This is a genomic window from Bacillus cereus, assembly GCF_015071065.1.
GTDB classification, from domain to species: Bacteria; Bacillota; Bacilli; order Bacillales; family Bacillaceae_G; genus Bacillus_A; species Bacillus_A cereus_BA.
This window is the reverse complement of the sequence record NZ_VOVA01000014.1, coordinates 78,881-94,372: the sequence shown is the minus strand read 5'-3', so window position 1 is coordinate 94,372 and position 15,492 is coordinate 78,881. Positions and strand designations below refer to the sequence as shown.

Genomic DNA, 15,492 nt, shown 5'->3' with positions numbered 1-15,492 from the left:
AATAATAATAATTTCTTTAACATTAAAAAATCCTCCTATATATACATTACAAATAATGACCTTTAATAGAATAACAAATATGTATGAACTCCCTTGTCGCAATTTGTCGTATGTATTGAATTTCCCATGTAACACTACATGCTACAATTGGAGAAAGGAGGTTTTCGATATGAATACACCTACATTCTCATTTTCCAAAATCATTTTCCTCATTGTTTATTTCATGCTATATATTCCATTCTTCATTCAAATTATTTCTCGCAAGCCATTAGAATTTGGATTGTTTTCTCATACTCTTATCCTCTTTTTCTTTTTAGCAATTACCCTTTTAAATTACCAAAAGAAGCAGACGATCTTTACAATAATTTTCGCAAGCGCGGTTTTACTTGTCGGCACGAGTTTTGGAAAACTATTATTATAGAAAAGAACCTGTCATATGACAGGTTCTTTTCATAATTTATTAGGATACGATGATTAGCATGTTTACTATATAAGAGGAAGCATCCATATTTTCCATATGATACTTAGGATTACTATAAAGATAAAATCAAAAAAATCTAATCTCGGACCCTTTTTCATAGTCATATCTAGCCACATATGAACCAATTTCAATCTTTTGTATTTATCCCGCATTAACGGGCAGTAAGACTCCCACCTCAAAATCCAGCAAATTCAAGGCAGTTAGGTGAGAGATCTACTGCCCGTAAAAGCCCGATTGGTTCAACTAATAATCAGTGGGGGATGGACAAAACCCCCACTGATTAAAGTTTCACTTTATGAATATTTTTCTTTGCAAATCGGTAAATGAGCACTTTCATAATGAGAAATCCGACTACGAAAATGAACAATAGAATGAGAAATTCAACCACGAAATTCCTCCCTATTTTTGAAGCGTTCTTTCTACTATATGGTTCTTCAACACCCACCCCTCAAACTGGGCACTTCCAAATTCCCAGCTCAAATCACGAGCATGTACAGAAAAAACGTAATAACCGGCATAGTCGTCCAGAAACATCCCTGCCTCTACACCATCTTTCTGAATACCATATGCTCCAAAATTAAAATACACATCCCATACGTCTTCATGCTTCCTCTTATAAGCAATCGATTCCATATCACATTCAGTTCCGAAATAATCAAGATGTAAATGTACACTATCATCGTATTCGTACTCCATTTTATCACCCCTTATATTTGTACTTCTTTACTACCAAAAAAATTCCTGCTTTATTATACTCACATATGGGCACTTACCTACATATCATGCTTGTAGATTGACTTCTAGGAGGTGTCATATAGTGAAAAAATTAATAACCGTTTTTTGCATCATGTTACTAGCTGTTTTTACATTTGCTGCTTGTAGTAGCACAAAAGAAAGTACGAAAGAACAAGCTCAAAAAATTCGCGTTGGCGAAGTTACCCATTCTCTCTTCTACGCACCATTATATGTTGGAATTGAAAAAGGATTTTTTAAAGATGAAGGTTTAAATATTGACTTACAAACAACAGCTGGCGGAGATAAAACGATGACCACCCTTTTATCTGGCGGAATTGATATTGCGCTCGTTGGTTCAGAAACGTCTATTTATGTTCATCAACAAGGAGCAAAAGATCCTGTCATTAATTTTGCGCAGCTTACACAAACAGATGGCACATTTTTAGTTTCACGTAAAAAATTAGACTCTTTTAATTGGAATGACGTAAAAGGCGTTACGTTTTTAGGACAGCGTAAAGGCGGCATGCCACAAATGGTTGGAGAATACGTTTTAAAGAAAAATGGCATTGATCCTCGTAAAGATACGAACTTAATTCAAAATATCGAGTTTGCTAATATTGCAAATGCCTTTGCATCTGGTACGGGAGAATTTGTACAGCTCTTTGAACCGACTGCAAGTATATTTGAAAAAGAAGGAAGAGGTTATATCGTCGCGTCTTTTGGAGCTGAATCTGGCACTGTTCCTTATACAACGTTTATGGCAAAAGAAAGTTTCTTAAAGAAAGATAAGGCTGCTGCAGAAAAATTCACGCGCGCACTATATAAAGCACAGCAATGGGTTGATACACATAGTCCAGAAGAGATTGCGGACGCTGTTTCACCACTATTTAAAGACACTTCAAAAGACATTTCAGTGAAAGTAATTGAGCGCTACAAGAAGCAACATTCTTATGCGACAAATCCATTATTAGATGCTTCTGAATGGAAACAACTCCAAACGATTATGAAAGAAGCTGGGGAATTACAAAAAGAAGTTCCACATGAAACGCTCGTCAATACAAAAATTGCCGAAAGCGTTATTAAGAAATAGAGGCGAAGTGTATGAGCTTTTTACAAATACGTAACGTTTCTCACTGCTTTTTTGCAAAAGAGAATGCCAAACTTATTCTTGAAGATATGACCTTGCAAGTAGAAGAAGGAGAATTTATTTCTATCCTTGGTCAGAGTGGTTGCGGAAAAACAACGCTACTCTCCATAATTGCAGGGCTACTCGATCCAATTGAAGGAATCGTATTTTTAGATGGTGAACCGATCACAACGATGACCCCATCTATGGGCTATATGCTCCAGCAAGATTACCTGTTTCCTTGGAAAACAATTGAAGAAAATATTATGCTCGGACTTCATATTCGGAAGATTTATGACGAATATACGAAAGAACATACATTAAAGCTTTTAAAGCAAGTCGGCTTACATGATATAGAACAGCAATATCCTCGTGAACTATCCGGCGGTATGCGCCAACGTGCTGCCCTCGTTCGAACATTAGCGACCGATCCGAAAATTTTATTGCTGGATGAACCATTTTCTGCACTCGATTATCAAACAAAGTTAAAACTAGAAGATCTCGTCTTCACATTATTACGTAACTATAAAAAAACATCTCTACTCGTAACACACGATATTGAAGAAGCAATCGCGATGAGTGATCGTATTTATTTACTGCAGGCGAACCCTGGAAAAATTGCGAAAACGTTCATCGTCCCAGAAAGTATCCGTTCCTTATCGCCATTAGAAGCACGCCACCACCATGACTTCCCATCCCTCTTCCAAGAAATATGGAAGGAGTTGGAACGACTTGGATAATATAAAGCAACTACATGAACAGTTTCGAAAAAAAGAAAGACAACATGCATGGTTAGCTCGCTCTTTACAGCTTTTATTGCTCATTCTCTTCTTTGCACTATGGGAAATAGCTAGTAAAAAAGAATGGATTGATCCTTTACTCTTTAGCTCTCCTTCAAGTATTTGGGATCTCTTTTTAACGAAATGGATTGACGGTTCACTTTGGGTTCACATATGGACGACATTACTTGAAACAGGAGTAGGTTTTATTCTCGGAACTGTACTCGGAGCTATTATTGCTACTCTCCTTTGGTGGATGCCACTTTTGGCCCGCGTACTTGATCCTTATCTCGTCGTCCTAAATGCAATGCCAAAAGTTGCACTCGGTCCCATCATCATTGTTATTTTCGGTCCAAACATTTCATCTTCTATCGCAATGGGGGTAATCATCTCCATCATCATTACCATTCTCGTTATTTACAGCGCATTTCAAGAAGTCGATTCCAACTATGTAAAGGTCATGGATACATTTGGAGCCACTAAATGGCAATGCTATAAGCACGTTATTCTCCCTTCATCCTTCCCTGCAATTATTTCAACGTTAAAAGTGAACGTTGGCTTATCATGGGTCGGTGTTATTTTCGGAGAACTCCTCGTTTCTAAACAAGGACTTGGCTATTTAATTAGCTACGGATTCCAAGTCTTTAACTTCACACTCGTCTTACTCAGTGTATTGCTCACATGCATCCTCGCCACTCTTATGTATGTGTTTGTCGAGGCATTTGAAAAACTCCTTATTGGAAAACGAAAAAGAAGCTGACTCAAAATCCTACGCTAAAGTCAGCTTCTTTCTTTTACCTTTTATCGCACATTTTCGAATCATCTGTAACATTGCCATTCGCAACCGTAACTGTATGGAAGCAATCTTTCACACGCACCGTAACGACATTATCTTTTCGATCAATAATATGATAATCATTAAACTCTTTATTTAATGCACTACGAATTTGCTCCCCTTCAAAAATCGGAAAACCGTGAGACATTACCCAAATGAGACCAGCAACAGCAAGAATCGTTTTCATACGTTTCATTACCTCCTCGAGAGTAAACTTATAGCCCCTATACTATGCGCATTATAATTGTGTCTAATTTGTGACGTTTTTATACTAATTCTATTTCAATGGTTCAGTTCCTTCTTCTTTTTTTAAAAAAAGACAGAATTTTCAATTTTATCAACATAAGAAAAAACGCAAAGAACTGAAAGTCCTCGCGTTTCCATTTTATCAACCTAAAATATATCGAACACAACTTTCATTATATCGACTTATCGACGAATAGTGACAACTATACTATGACTGCTCTATATCCCTTGAAATATTATATAATCCCGCTAATACTTCCGCACGCATTTGTACGAGCTCTGGGAACTGATAGAAGAAAGCAATTTTCTTATACTTTAATTCCGTTCCTTCCTTCACCTTTTTAGAATCTTGTAAAATAAACGCTGTAAATGTATCTGCAATATCTTCCGCTACATTCGTTGTACCATATTCAGACACAAACTCATCATGCTTCTCTTTAAAGAATTCAATTTGTGCCTCTTCACTTTCTTCCACTTTCTTTTCTATCCACTCCTGCTCAATTTGTTTCCAGAAAGAGTTATGGAATTGATTAATATAAGAACTCTCTTTCGAACATCCTTCTTGTAAGAAAAGATTTTTACACTTATTTCGGTATGATGAAATATCTTTATCTTCGTCAAAAGCCTTTAAGTACTTTTCATTTACTGGTATTTGTTTATGTCCCAGTGTCAATACGTGAGCGGTCTCATGTATTAATGTTTTCATCACTTGATCGATATTTACTGCTGAATCAAGCGTATCTAAACTAATGGTCCACTCTTCCGGATACTCCATACTCGGTATAACGTGGGCGACAATTCCGTCGTAACCATCTGTTACCATGTCAAACTCTTTTATGTCAGTGCGATACTTAGCTGGAATAAGAGTGCTATACATCTCCCATAACGATTCATGATAATCCCTATCTTTACGTTGCTTTAATACTTCTTCTTTCGCGTCCTTATCATCCACAAAAGCCTTATTCAATCGTGTGCGATCTAGTTTATCGAAATAAGGCTCTATAATTTCATCACCATCAATATAATACGAAGCTAAAAAGAAATAATTTTCATCATCCTCTTTTTTCATTTCTGCTTCTTTCATATCGTTATTTGTATGCTGTTCCATTACATAATCTTCTGGTACTTCAAGTTCTGAAAGTCCATCTATCTTCTTATATACTTTTTGAAGCGTTTTATCGCCTATTTGTGTACATTCTTCTGTCGTTTCGCACACATCTTTCTTCTCTCTTTTCGAAGTTTGCTTCGTCATATCACATCCAGCTACTACGCCAATTGAAAGTATAAAACACACTAACTTGCCATACAGTTTCTTCATACACCCCTCCATTATTCCATTCTACAAAAATATCATAATCATTTTTTAACGAATATGCGATAATTAATTATAAAAACTGTATGGAGGTTTCCCATGATTCGAGCAGTCTTATTTGACTTAGATGGAACACTATTAGATCGTCGCCAATCTCTAGAGCAATTTATTCGTGATCAATATAATCGCTTCGCCTCTCATTTGATAAACGTAGAAAAAGCCGAGTACTGCTCTCGTTTTCTTGAACTCGATAATAATGGATATACGTGGAAAAATCAGGTATATGCCACTCTCCTTTGCGAATACAACATTACTACTTTAACGCAAGAGCAACTGCTGCATGACTACACTACAAACTTTCAACATCACTGCATTCCTTTCCAAAACATGCATGAATTACTTCAACAACTAACTCAGCAAAATATAAAAATCGGTATTATTACAAACGGCTTTACTGATTTTCAAATGAACAACCTGCGTTCCTTAAACATACATACGTATACAAACACAATTCTCGTTTCAGAAGCTGAAGGAATAAGAAAACCACACCGAGAAATTTTCGAACGAGCTTTGCAAAAGCTAAACGTAAAAGCAGAAGAATGTATTTACGTTGGGGATCATCCAGAAAACGATGTGCTTGGTTCTGAACAAGTAGGCATTCTTGGCGTCTGGAAGAGAGATCCATTTTGGGGTGATTTTGAACATTCACGTATGGTGGATGATTTATTAGAAGTTCTTTCGCTTTTAGAAGTGGAGAATAGCCCATAACGTAAAGATATATTCACACCATTTTTTGGAACAAAAAAAGAAACCGGCCACTTTACTTCGTAAAACAGCCGATTTCTTCTATATGTTTCATCGTACGCGCTAATACATCATCGCGCATAATAAAGCTAAATTTTCTATCAGTTTTAATATTATCAGGAATGTCTTTTAATAAAACAGACCCTTTCGTTTCTTCGTAATGCGTATGTTGCTCTACCGCACTAATTGTTGCAAAATAAATGTTTTTAATGATTATTTTGTCTTTTCCGGATACTTTGTATTGTCCTAAGTAAGTTAAATCAGAAACTATGCCGCCGGTTTCCTCATGAACTTCTCGAACTGCCGCTTCTTCCGGTGTTTCCCCGAGTTCTACTTTACCACCTGGAAATTCAAGACCGCGGCGTAAATGATGCGTTAATAACCATTGATCCCCGTACCGACATACAACCCAAACATGCTTTGGCTCAGGAGAAAATGGGTAACGTTCAAACGATAATTGTACAGTGTTGTGGTAATAATCTTTAAATTTGTACATGCCATTACTCCCCTATTGATGGTTACAAGTTTTCCTACCACAAATTGTAGCATATTCTCGCTTTTCTGCATAATATTATCCAATTATAATCCATTGATTATTCCCATTTGTGCGACTAATTCCTTCGTTTCATGATTCCCTAGTTCATAAATCATTTTATATGCTTTCTGTAATTGTTCATCATGCCGATCATTATTTGAATCGTGATGATACTCAACGAATGGAACGTGGGAGCGTACAAACGAACCTAAGTCCTCTTCATACGCTTGATCAAAATACTCTCTTAACTCCGTAATCTCTTCGTCATTTGCATAAATTTCAAAATTATACGTGTCCGCCGTCTTCACTTGTGAAATTTGACCATTTCCAACTGATATATAATATGTTTTTTTATGATCCATGTAACACCCTTCTTTCATCCTTTTAATTTCTATTGTTTTCATCAATTACAAAATTATGTAAAATAAAGAAAAGGAGGGATTTCATGCTCAAAATATTAATTATCGGCATTGCTATCGTACTTATCGTATTAGTACTCTCTGTAATGACAATTAATAAAGGATATTCATATAAACATTCCGTTGATAAACCAGAAGATAACCCTTACGCAAAAAACAACAAGGAGGATTCATAACATGCTTCGTATAATACGCATATTAATCGCACTCGTTATCATCATCATATCCACAATTGGTTTGCTGACAGGTCAACATAACTTTCTACCACTTTCACAATTTTTCTTAGGAGCTTTCATGTTCCTCATTGCGATTGAACAAATAAAAAAGAAAGATTCAGGAACTGGATTTATTTGTATCGTTGCCGGTGCTTTCATTTGGATTGTTCTCATCATTACATACATAAGATAGAAGGAGAGTGACTTCATGCTAAAAGGATTACGGATTACTTTTTCACTTATCGCTTTATCTATGGCAATCTATAGTTTTATCAGCGACAACAGAGACATTATGCCTTACATGTTCATTTCCTTAGGATTGATGGCTTTCACTATAGGTCTAGAAGAAATAAAAAAACATAGACAATCTAGTGGTACACTTGCTTTCATAGCTGGCGCTGCTGCTTTATTGCTTAGCTTTTCAGAAATTTTTCGTTAAATAGTCTATTTAAAGGAGGTATACAATGCTAACTGGATTACGGATTTTTCTCATGTTTTTCACGCTTATCATACTCTCTCTTTGCACTTATTCTCTTATTACCGATAATTTCACACTTCTCCCATACATACAATTTATTCTCAGTTGTTTCTTTATTCTTCTAGGAATTAATGAACTGAAATCCGGACGAAAATCAATGAGTATTCCGTATTTTTTCGTCTCTAGTCTTATGTTCTTCGTTTTAATATCGAACTACTTTCGCTACATGTAGCATTAAACCTTAAATACCAACTACGAACTGTTATTACATTGGAGTCTAATTTAAAAATACAAAAAGGTAGGGGTTAGTATGCTAAAAACTTTTCGCATTATATCCGCTCTTATCGTCATCGCTCTCGCTCTATCCGGGATGTTTACAAATCCGCTTGTTACGATGCCCTATATGCTTATTGCCTTATCTATTATGACTTTCATCATGAGTGCAGAAGAAAAACAGAAACAAAAGAAAGTAAATAGTGCACTCTCCTTCTTTTCTGGCGTATTTACTTTAATCGTCGCTATTATAATTATGATCTCTCGATAACTAACTTTTTCTACTTAAAAGGGGCTAAAATGCACATAAAACAAATATAACTAATCATCGTTTTTATTACTTTAATTCTATGTTTATACAGCACATTTACAATGAACTTTCAAATCTTTTCACCTATCATTTTGTTTCTCTTTAGTTTGTATGGCATTTTAGTAGGAATTGAGACGATTCAAAAGCAGTAAAAGCAAATTGGAACTATTAGCATCGGTTTAAGTATGTTTACCATTATTTTTATTATCCCATTTATACTGTTCTTCTAAGGAGGATTTCGTATTGAAAAATATTCGCATTATACTAGCAACTATTGCCCTCATTCTCGCTCTACTTAGCCTCTTTGCAAATCTCACTGTACTTTTACCCTACGTATTTATCCTTTTAAGTATTATGTTTATCTTTTTTGCAATTGATGAATTGAAGCAACAGCAAAAAGCAAAAGCATTTGTTTATTTTCTCGTTTCCGCTGCTATTTTATATGTTGGAGTATCTAGTATACTTTCATAAAAAGAAGAGCATGTTTTCTCTTAACAAAATAAAAAACTGCCCTTTAACAGGCAGTTTTCCTTTTTATCCAAACACTTTCTCAAGTTCATCTTTATCTTGGCTTAACCAGAAATTCATTAAGCGTTTTGCTCCTTCTAAGTCGTGAAGTTTCGCTTGGCCACATTGTGTTTCATTTGCAGCTGGAATTTCTATAATTTGAACCGCATCTTTTAATGTTAGTTCTAATAAATCAATGATTTCACGAACTGTCGGTGTCCCGCTTACAACAAGATAATATCCTGTTTGGCAACCCATTGGTGAAATATCGATGATATCAAAATGCGGATAACGATCAATATATTTACGTAAATTAAATGCTAATAAATGTTCTAACGTATGAATAACATCTGGTTTCATTGCTTGTTTATTCGGTTGGCAGAAACGAATATCAAATTTATTTACAATACCGTCACTACCTACATTGTGGACTCCGCAATGTCTTACATAAGGCGCCTTTACAATCGTATGGTCTAATTCAAAGCTTTCTACTGATGGCATACAACATCTCTCCCGCTTTTAATTTAATTCCGTTATATCCAATATGATATAACGGAAATCGACATTAGTAAAGAATTATGTACGGTCGTGCTATAATACTTTAAGACTATGCTGAAAAGGAGACCATTATGAAACAGATTTTTATCGGTATTATACGCTTTTATCAAAAGTTCATTTCTCCGATGACACCGCCAACATGTCGCTTTCATCCGACTTGTTCTCATTATGGATTAGAAGCGTTTCAAAAACATGGTGCACTCAAAGGATTTTGGCTTACATGTAAGCGTATATTAAAATGTCACCCTTTCCATCCAGGAGGATTTGATCCTGTCCCAGATAAAAAGGATGACAAAGTAAATTCTTAATTGTCGTAGCCATTTACAACTACATCTAATTTTCCTGTGTCAGGATCTATAACAAGACCGTGAACAGGTACTTCTCCCGGAAGTAACGGATGGTTGCGAAGTATCGACACACTATGTTCTACACTTTCTTCTACACTAGAGAACCCTTGTAGGAATCTTTCTAAATCGATTCCAGAATAACGAAGTGTATCTAATTTCTCTTCTGTTACGCCGCGCTCTTTCATTTTTTCAATTGTACTGCTTGCTTGAATTTTTGCCATACCACAATCATGATGACCGACAACACATACTTCGTCAGCTCCAAGCTCATATACAGCGACTAAAATACTACGCATAATACTTCCAAATGGATGCGAAATAACCGCACCTGCTACTTTAATAATTTTCACATCACCGTTACGCATATTCATTGCTTTCGGTAATAATTCAACAAGACGAGTATCCATACAAGAGATAATTACCATTTTTTTGTTTGGAAATTTTCCTGTTTCATACTCTTCGTATTTTTTCTCTTCAACGAACTTTTCATTGTATTGTAAAATCTCTTCTAATGACTTCATAGTTAAAAACCCTCTTTTCTCTCATTTACACTACATAGATAGTGTACCAAAATATGAAAAACTCAAAAAGGATATTGTTTTATTATAAAAGCAATATATTTTCAGATAACCGACATAATTCTTTCAAAATATACACACAGCTTTGTAACAAGTCACACATACTTTACCCCTATTCTCACTATAAACTAACTGTAGATAATGTAAAAAGGAGTGAATATTTATTATGTCCGACGTTCTGTTACTGAGTCGTTTTCAATTTGCAATTACTATTTTTTATCACTTTTTATTTGTACCTTTGACAATCGGACTTGTTATTTTAGTAGCATGTATGGAAACTCAATACGCCCGCACATTGAATCCAACATACCGCACAATGGCAAATTTCTGGGGAAAACTATTTACAATTAACTTCGTAATGGGGATTATAACCGGGATTACGATGGAATTCCAATTTGGAACAAACTGGTCTGAGTACTCCAAATATATGGGGGATATTTTCGGATCACCTCTCGCAATCGAAGCACTCGTTGCCTTCTTCTTAGAATCTACTTTCATGGGAATATGGTTATTCGGTAAAGATAAAATCTCACCAAAGTTCCGTGCTTTCTGTATGTGGATGGTTGCACTTGGAACAAATATATCTGCACTTTGGATTATTACAGCAAACGGATTTATGCAAAATCCTGTTGGCTATGTAGTACGTAACGGCCGCGCTGAATTAAATGACTTCTGGGCACTTGTTACAAATCCATATGCATGGAATATGTTCTTCCATACTGTAATTGGTTGTTATATTGTCGGTGCTTTCTTCGTTATGGCAATTAGTGCATATCATTTACTACGTAAAAACGAAGTGGAATTCTTCAAAAAGTCATTTAAATTTGGTTTAATCTTAGGATTATTCGCAGCAACTATTACACCTTTCATGGGACACCAATCTGGTGTATCAGCAGCTAAGTATCAACCAGCAAAAGGAGCTGCAATGGAAGCTGTTTGGGAAACTGGAAAAGGACAAGGCTTCTCAATCATTCAAATTCCTGATGTGAAAAATGAAAAGAACTTTGAATTCCTTACTATTCCAAAGCTAGGAAGTTTCTTCTATACAAACTCATTTGATGGAGAAATTGTTGGTTTAAAAGATATTCCGAAAGAAGATCGTCCAAATGTTAACCTCGTGTACTATAGCTTCCGCTTAATGGTTGCACTTGGCATGTTCTTTATGGCATTAACTTGGTTCGGCTTCTATTTAAACCGAAAAGGAAAACTAGAAAACTCAAAACGCTATTTAAAAATTACAATGTGGTCTGTCTTACTTCCGTATATTGCAATTAACGCTGGTTGGATTGTTGCTGAAGTAGGTCGTCAACCGTGGACAGTTTATAAACTAATGCGTACAGCAGAATCTGTGTCACCTATATCAGTTCCACAAATTTGGTTCTCATTAATTAGTTTAATATTGTTCTACACTCTACTCTTAATTGCAGACGTATACTTAATGCTGAAGTTCGCAAAAAAAGGACCAGCTGCATTAGAAGAACCTGCTACTGAAGGAGGTACAGCTCATGTCTCATGATATGCTTGCAGTCATCTGGTTCGGTTTATGGGGCGTAATTTGGACAGTTTACTTCATTCTTGATGGCTACGCACTCGGTAACGGGATGATTTTCCCATTCGTTGCGAAGGACCGACAAGAACGAAATCAATTACAAGAAGCAATTGGCCCGTTCTGGGGTGGTAATGAGGTATGGTTAATTACAGCTGGCGGTGCAACATTCGCTGCCTTCCCAGTCACCTATGCAAATATGTTTAGTTATCTATATACACCATTATTTTTAGTATTATTTGCACTATTTGCCCGCGCTGCTGGACTGGAGTTTATGCATAAAGACGATTCACCAATTTGGCAAAAAACTTGTAAATGGGCATTTACAATTGGTAGTTTCCTAATCGCCTTCTTATTCGGAGTTACATTCGCTAACCTATATTACGGGCTGCAAATCGGAAAAGATGGTTATGAAGGTACTTTACTTAGCTTACTAAACCATTATGGTATTTTAGGTGGCCTTTTCTTCACTGCTATATTCGTCGTATCTGGCGCCCTTTGGGTTATGATTAAAACGACTGGTGAAGTATCTGATCGTGCTTATAAAATCGCAAGACCATTTTCAATGGCAGCTGCTATCATTTTAGCTATCTTCTATGTCGCAACTGCAAATCGTACAAATTTATTCCAAAACTTCACGGAATATCCTGTACTATTCATTCTTCCAGTACTTGCAATGTTAATGAGTGTACTCGCACTTATTATGGTGTACAAACATAAAATCGGTCTTGCGTTCACATTCGTTTGCTTAACAATCGCAATGTTTATGACAACTGGTTTTGCAGGTATGTTCCCAAGAATGTTACCATCACGTATTAACGACGCATACAGTACAACGTTATATAACGCAGCCGGTAGTGAATTAAACTTGAAAATTATGTTCTTCGTTGCAATCGTCATGGTACCAATCGTTATTGGATATCAGCTTTGGAGCTATAGCATATTTAAAAATAAAATTCATAAAGACTCTGCTAAAGGGTATCACTAAAATGAAAAAGACACTTCGAGCGAAGTGTCTTTTTTCTTATACGTATGATTTCCGATAAGGTGTTGCATTTCTAATCTAACAACTATGATAAAGAAGAATCACTAACAGCTCAATTGTATCACAGAGCAAATACATCACTTTATACAATTTTACATATAAAAATTATAAAGTAGATTGAATTACTTGGTCATACACATCGTTATCACTTACATCTGCCGTACTAATACCACTGAATGTCCTCACATTTAGTCCGGTATTTGAAGATCCTGATCCGTTATAAGCTTTCGTTTTTTCAATTGGATGTACGTTATATTTATCACCTAAGTTAATTGTCCCGTTACAGTTCTCAATAATAACCCCTTCAACAATAGCTGGCATTTTCTCACCTACTTTCATTTCGTTACTTTTATTTTATGAGAATCGCCTAAAAAAATAGCATGTTCAAATAAGAAAAAGCACTCTGCTGAGTGCTTTTTCTTATTTACCGCTTTTCTTTCTCTCACAAGCAATTCCATCGCCGTCACGATCTAAATGCTTACCGTAATACGGACTATCTCTTGTAATATTATGTCGAATGCAAAAAAGAACCCAAATGGATTCTTTTTTTGCCAAGCATGAGTAGCTAGTTTGGAGACAGTTGACTTCTTCAAAATTTTATTAGGGGTAATATTTTGAAAAAGAAAGCCTTTCATATGTAGCTTATCACCACTGGAATATATAGTAAATTGATAATCTTTATACAGAAGATTGCTAATGTTTAGTATAGATAGTTTCCACTACTTTAATAGTGGAAACTATCTATACTAAACATTAAAAAGGTACCTTTCAAGAAGACACCCTTTCCCCTGTTTATATATACCCATCCCACTTTTCGTAAACACACACTAGAAAACAGAATCATTAATCGTTACAAGATTGTTAGATACAAAAAGAGTAGAGGCTAATGTTTGTATACAATTCTGCTTTATAGCATGTATCCACAATTTATATTTTAATCCTCTTTCATTAAAAAGGAACAAAATATGCAAAATTACATATTTCAAAGAAAAAGACACTCTACAGAGTGCCCTCTAAACCATTTTACTTTTAATATATCACTTTGAATACATTTTATCATATCTGTCTATATCATTTGTTGAGAAAATTCTAAATCGTTACTTTTTCATCAACAACTTCAAAATCATGTAATATTAAGAGTGTAATAAAAACATCATAAAAATTGAGGTGTACAACATTTATGTATTTCGGAATTATTCCTCTTATATTGTTTATTATTTTTCTTTTCTCTTATTTAAAAGATCCACGAAAAATAATAAATGGCTTTTTATTTAATGCCTTTTTCTGTTCTTTTCTATTATTTTGTGCAGTCGTCTCGTTTGCATCTGGTAATAACGCTTTACATTTTATCGTTATTATTCCCATGATAGCGCTAATTGTAATGATACCTTTTGCTATAGTCGCTTTAATGTTTGGGCTATTTCTTAATGCGAGAATCTTGATGAAGCGTGAAGGAAGACGCTTTACAAACTCTTTAACTTTAATTGCAGCTTTAGGGATTTTATTCTTTATGCTACTCCCTATCATAAATCCAGCAAGTTTAGTCTCAACACACTTTCAATTTATTTTTGCTGCGATTTCTCTTATAACTATGTATTTCTTTATACATTTATCTAACTTCTTAAGCGCTTATTTTCTATACCAATTCAATAGACCGAGACGTAATCAAGATTTCATCATCGTTCTTGGTAGCGGCTTAATTAATGACAAAGTGCCACCTTTACTTGCAAGTCGTATTAATAAAGCCATCGACTTTTATTGGAAACAAGCAGCTATTACTACACCGCCGACAATCATTTTCTCTGGCGGGCAAGGTCCAGATGAAGGTCTTCCGGAAGCGGAAGCAATGCAAAATTACGCTGTTGAAAAAGGAATTCCGATTGAACATACAATACAGGAAAATCGCTCTGTAAACACATATCAAAATATGTTGTTTTCTAAAGAAATTATGGATTCATTAAAGCCAGGCGATAAGTATAAAAGTATCTTTACAACGAATAATTTCCATCTTTTCCGAGCTGGTATATATGCAAAACAAGCCAGTCTGAACAGCCAAGGAATCGGCTCAAAAACAGCATTTTATTATTGGCCTAATGCAATGATTCGCGAATATGTTGCAATCGTCGTTATGGGACGTAAACGACATATGAAAGTGTGCGGAACTATTTTAGGATTCTCTTTATTCCTAACAGTAGTTAGTTTTATATTTTCTTAACAACCTCCCATCCTTTGAAAGGATGGGATTTCTTATACGAATTCCAAAAATATTTTAATGGTAATATGGTGATAATATTCCCTGCATACATCCATTAAAGGAGAATTTTTTCAAATAAAATGTTAAAATGAAATTTAGATGTGAATTA

The 15,492-nt window shown here is 35.3% G+C and carries 22 protein-coding genes and 2 pseudogenes; 15 read left to right on the top strand and 9 right to left on the bottom strand.

All coding sequences use genetic code 11. From position 1 onward, the window contains the following. The first annotated feature begins 169 nt into the window (after positions 1–169). Positions 170–421, top strand: a complete 252-nt coding sequence (locus tag FT637_RS23375; RefSeq protein ID WP_193648313.1) for a hypothetical protein — start codon at positions 170–172, stop codon at positions 419–421. A gap of 459 nt (positions 422–880) precedes the next feature. On the opposite strand, the gene FT637_RS23370 is transcribed toward FT637_RS23375, so the two are convergent. Then, the gene (locus FT637_RS23370; protein WP_193648312.1) at positions 881–1,177 is read right to left on the bottom strand and encodes a DUF3986 family protein; all 297 of its coding nucleotides are present in this window, start codon (positions 1,175–1,177) and stop codon (positions 881–883) included. A gap of 121 nt (positions 1,178–1,298) precedes the next feature. Between FT637_RS23370 and FT637_RS23365 the strand changes: the two genes are divergently transcribed. From FT637_RS23365 to FT637_RS23355, 3 genes are read left to right on the top strand one after another with little or no spacing between them, the layout of a single operon-like run. Next, positions 1,299–2,306, top strand: a complete 1,008-nt coding sequence (locus FT637_RS23365) for an ABC transporter substrate-binding protein (protein WP_193648311.1) — start codon at positions 1,299–1,301, stop codon at positions 2,304–2,306. A gap of 11 nt (positions 2,307–2,317) precedes the next feature. Further along, entirely contained in the window at positions 2,318–3,082 is a 765-nt protein-coding gene (locus FT637_RS23360; RefSeq protein WP_193648310.1) for an ABC transporter ATP-binding protein, read from the top strand. After that, positions 3,075–3,881: an ABC transporter permease gene (locus FT637_RS23355; RefSeq protein ID WP_193648309.1), complete on the top strand. Its 807-nt coding sequence runs from the start codon at positions 3,075–3,077 to the stop codon at positions 3,879–3,881. Before FT637_RS23360 ends, FT637_RS23355 begins: the two co-directional genes overlap by 8 nt. Positions 3,882–3,915: 34 nt before the next feature. Here FT637_RS23355 and FT637_RS23350 read toward each other — a convergent pair whose 3' ends face one another. Together FT637_RS23350 and FT637_RS23345 are read right to left on the bottom strand one after the other, a co-directional pair. Next, positions 3,916–4,143 carry a hypothetical protein gene (locus FT637_RS23350; RefSeq protein WP_002089142.1) on the bottom strand — a complete coding sequence of 76 codons (228 nt, stop codon included), beginning with the start codon at positions 4,141–4,143 and terminating at the stop codon, positions 3,916–3,918. Between the two features lie 267 nt (positions 4,144–4,410). After that, positions 4,411–5,520, bottom strand: coding sequence for a recombinase family protein (locus FT637_RS23345; protein ID WP_193648308.1), 1,110 nt, complete (start codon positions 5,518–5,520; stop codon positions 4,411–4,413). A 93-nt stretch (positions 5,521–5,613) separates the two neighbouring features. Here FT637_RS23345 and FT637_RS23340 point away from each other — a divergent pair, with 93 nt between their 5' ends. Continuing rightward, the gene (locus FT637_RS23340; protein WP_193648307.1) at positions 5,614–6,282 is read left to right on the top strand and encodes an HAD family hydrolase; all 669 of its coding nucleotides are present in this window, start codon (positions 5,614–5,616) and stop codon (positions 6,280–6,282) included. A gap of 52 nt (positions 6,283–6,334) precedes the next feature. Here FT637_RS23340 and mutTA read toward each other — a convergent pair whose 3' ends face one another. Beyond that, entirely contained in the window at positions 6,335–6,814 is a 480-nt protein-coding gene (gene mutTA, locus FT637_RS23335; protein WP_002015736.1) for an antimutator 8-oxo-(dGTP/GTP)ase, read from the bottom strand. Between the two features lie 83 nt (positions 6,815–6,897). After that, entirely contained in the window at positions 6,898–7,215 is a 318-nt protein-coding gene (locus FT637_RS23330) for a hydrolase (protein ID WP_193648306.1), read from the bottom strand. A gap of 83 nt (positions 7,216–7,298) precedes the next feature. On the opposite strand from FT637_RS23330, the gene ytzI reads away from it, so the two are divergent. The 6 genes and pseudogenes from ytzI to FT637_RS23305 all read left to right on the top strand — a co-directional run bounded on the left by ytzI (position 7,299) and on the right by FT637_RS23305 (position 9,019). Then, on the top strand, positions 7,299–7,448 hold the full coding sequence (gene ytzI / locus FT637_RS23325) for a YtzI protein (RefSeq protein WP_193648305.1): 150 nt from the start codon (positions 7,299–7,301) through the stop codon (positions 7,446–7,448). Position 7,449: 1 nt separating this feature from the next. Further along, positions 7,450–7,680, top strand: a complete 231-nt coding sequence (locus FT637_RS23320; protein ID WP_193648304.1) for a YczI family protein — start codon at positions 7,450–7,452, stop codon at positions 7,678–7,680. 15 nt (positions 7,681–7,695) lie between these two features. Then, positions 7,696–7,926, top strand: coding sequence for a YczI family protein (locus FT637_RS23315; RefSeq protein WP_193648303.1), 231 nt, complete (start codon positions 7,696–7,698; stop codon positions 7,924–7,926). Between the two features lie 349 nt (positions 7,927–8,275). Beyond that, positions 8,276–8,509, top strand: coding sequence for a DUF3953 domain-containing protein (locus FT637_RS23310; RefSeq protein WP_193648302.1), 234 nt, complete (start codon positions 8,276–8,278; stop codon positions 8,507–8,509). Between the two features lie 53 nt (positions 8,510–8,562). Continuing rightward, a pseudogene (locus tag FT637_RS30495) lies at positions 8,563–8,778 on the top strand (hypothetical protein). A gap of 13 nt (positions 8,779–8,791) precedes the next feature. Beyond that, on the top strand, positions 8,792–9,019 hold the full coding sequence (locus FT637_RS23305) for a YczI family protein (protein WP_193648301.1): 228 nt from the start codon (positions 8,792–8,794) through the stop codon (positions 9,017–9,019). Between the two features lie 63 nt (positions 9,020–9,082). Here the strand turns inward: FT637_RS23305 and luxS are convergent, their stop codons facing one another. Further along, on the bottom strand, positions 9,083–9,556 hold the full coding sequence (gene luxS, locus FT637_RS23300; protein ID WP_193648300.1) for an S-ribosylhomocysteine lyase LuxS: 474 nt from the start codon (positions 9,554–9,556) through the stop codon (positions 9,083–9,085). A 128-nt stretch (positions 9,557–9,684) separates the two neighbouring features. Here luxS and yidD point away from each other — a divergent pair, with 128 nt between their 5' ends. Continuing rightward, entirely contained in the window at positions 9,685–9,921 is a 237-nt protein-coding gene (gene yidD, locus FT637_RS23295) for a membrane protein insertion efficiency factor YidD (RefSeq protein WP_000809328.1), read from the top strand. Here the strand turns inward: yidD and FT637_RS23290 are convergent. Continuing rightward, entirely contained in the window at positions 9,918–10,481 is a 564-nt protein-coding gene (locus FT637_RS23290) for a beta-class carbonic anhydrase (protein ID WP_193648299.1), read from the bottom strand. The genes yidD and FT637_RS23290 overlap by 4 nt on opposite strands. Positions 10,482–10,704: 223 nt before the next feature. On the opposite strand from FT637_RS23290, the gene cydA reads away from it, so the two are divergent. Both cydA and cydB read left to right on the top strand, forming a co-directional pair. After that, complete coding sequence (cydA, locus tag FT637_RS23285; RefSeq protein WP_193648298.1) at positions 10,705–12,054, top strand: cytochrome ubiquinol oxidase subunit I; 1,350 nt, start codon at positions 10,705–10,707, stop codon at positions 12,052–12,054. Next, positions 12,044–13,072 carry a cytochrome d ubiquinol oxidase subunit II gene (gene cydB, locus FT637_RS23280; protein WP_193648297.1) on the top strand — a complete coding sequence of 343 codons (1,029 nt, stop codon included), beginning with the start codon at positions 12,044–12,046 and terminating at the stop codon, positions 13,070–13,072. Before cydA ends, cydB begins: the two co-directional genes overlap by 11 nt. 162 nt (positions 13,073–13,234) lie before the next feature. On the opposite strand, the gene FT637_RS23275 is transcribed toward cydB, so the two are convergent. Further along, positions 13,235–13,468 carry a spore germination protein gene (locus FT637_RS23275; RefSeq protein ID WP_319805961.1) on the bottom strand — a complete coding sequence of 78 codons (234 nt, stop codon included), beginning with the start codon at positions 13,466–13,468 and terminating at the stop codon, positions 13,235–13,237. Positions 13,469–13,549: 81 nt separating this feature from the next. Further along, positions 13,550–13,642, bottom strand: a pseudogene (locus tag FT637_RS23270) (excalibur calcium-binding domain-containing protein); the annotation flags it as partial. A 667-nt stretch (positions 13,643–14,309) separates the two neighbouring features. On the opposite strand from FT637_RS23270, the gene FT637_RS23265 reads away from it, so the two are divergent. Beyond that, on the top strand, positions 14,310–15,344 hold the full coding sequence (locus FT637_RS23265; protein ID WP_193648296.1) for a YdcF family protein: 1,035 nt from the start codon (positions 14,310–14,312) through the stop codon (positions 15,342–15,344). Positions 15,345–15,492 lie beyond the last annotated feature (148 nt).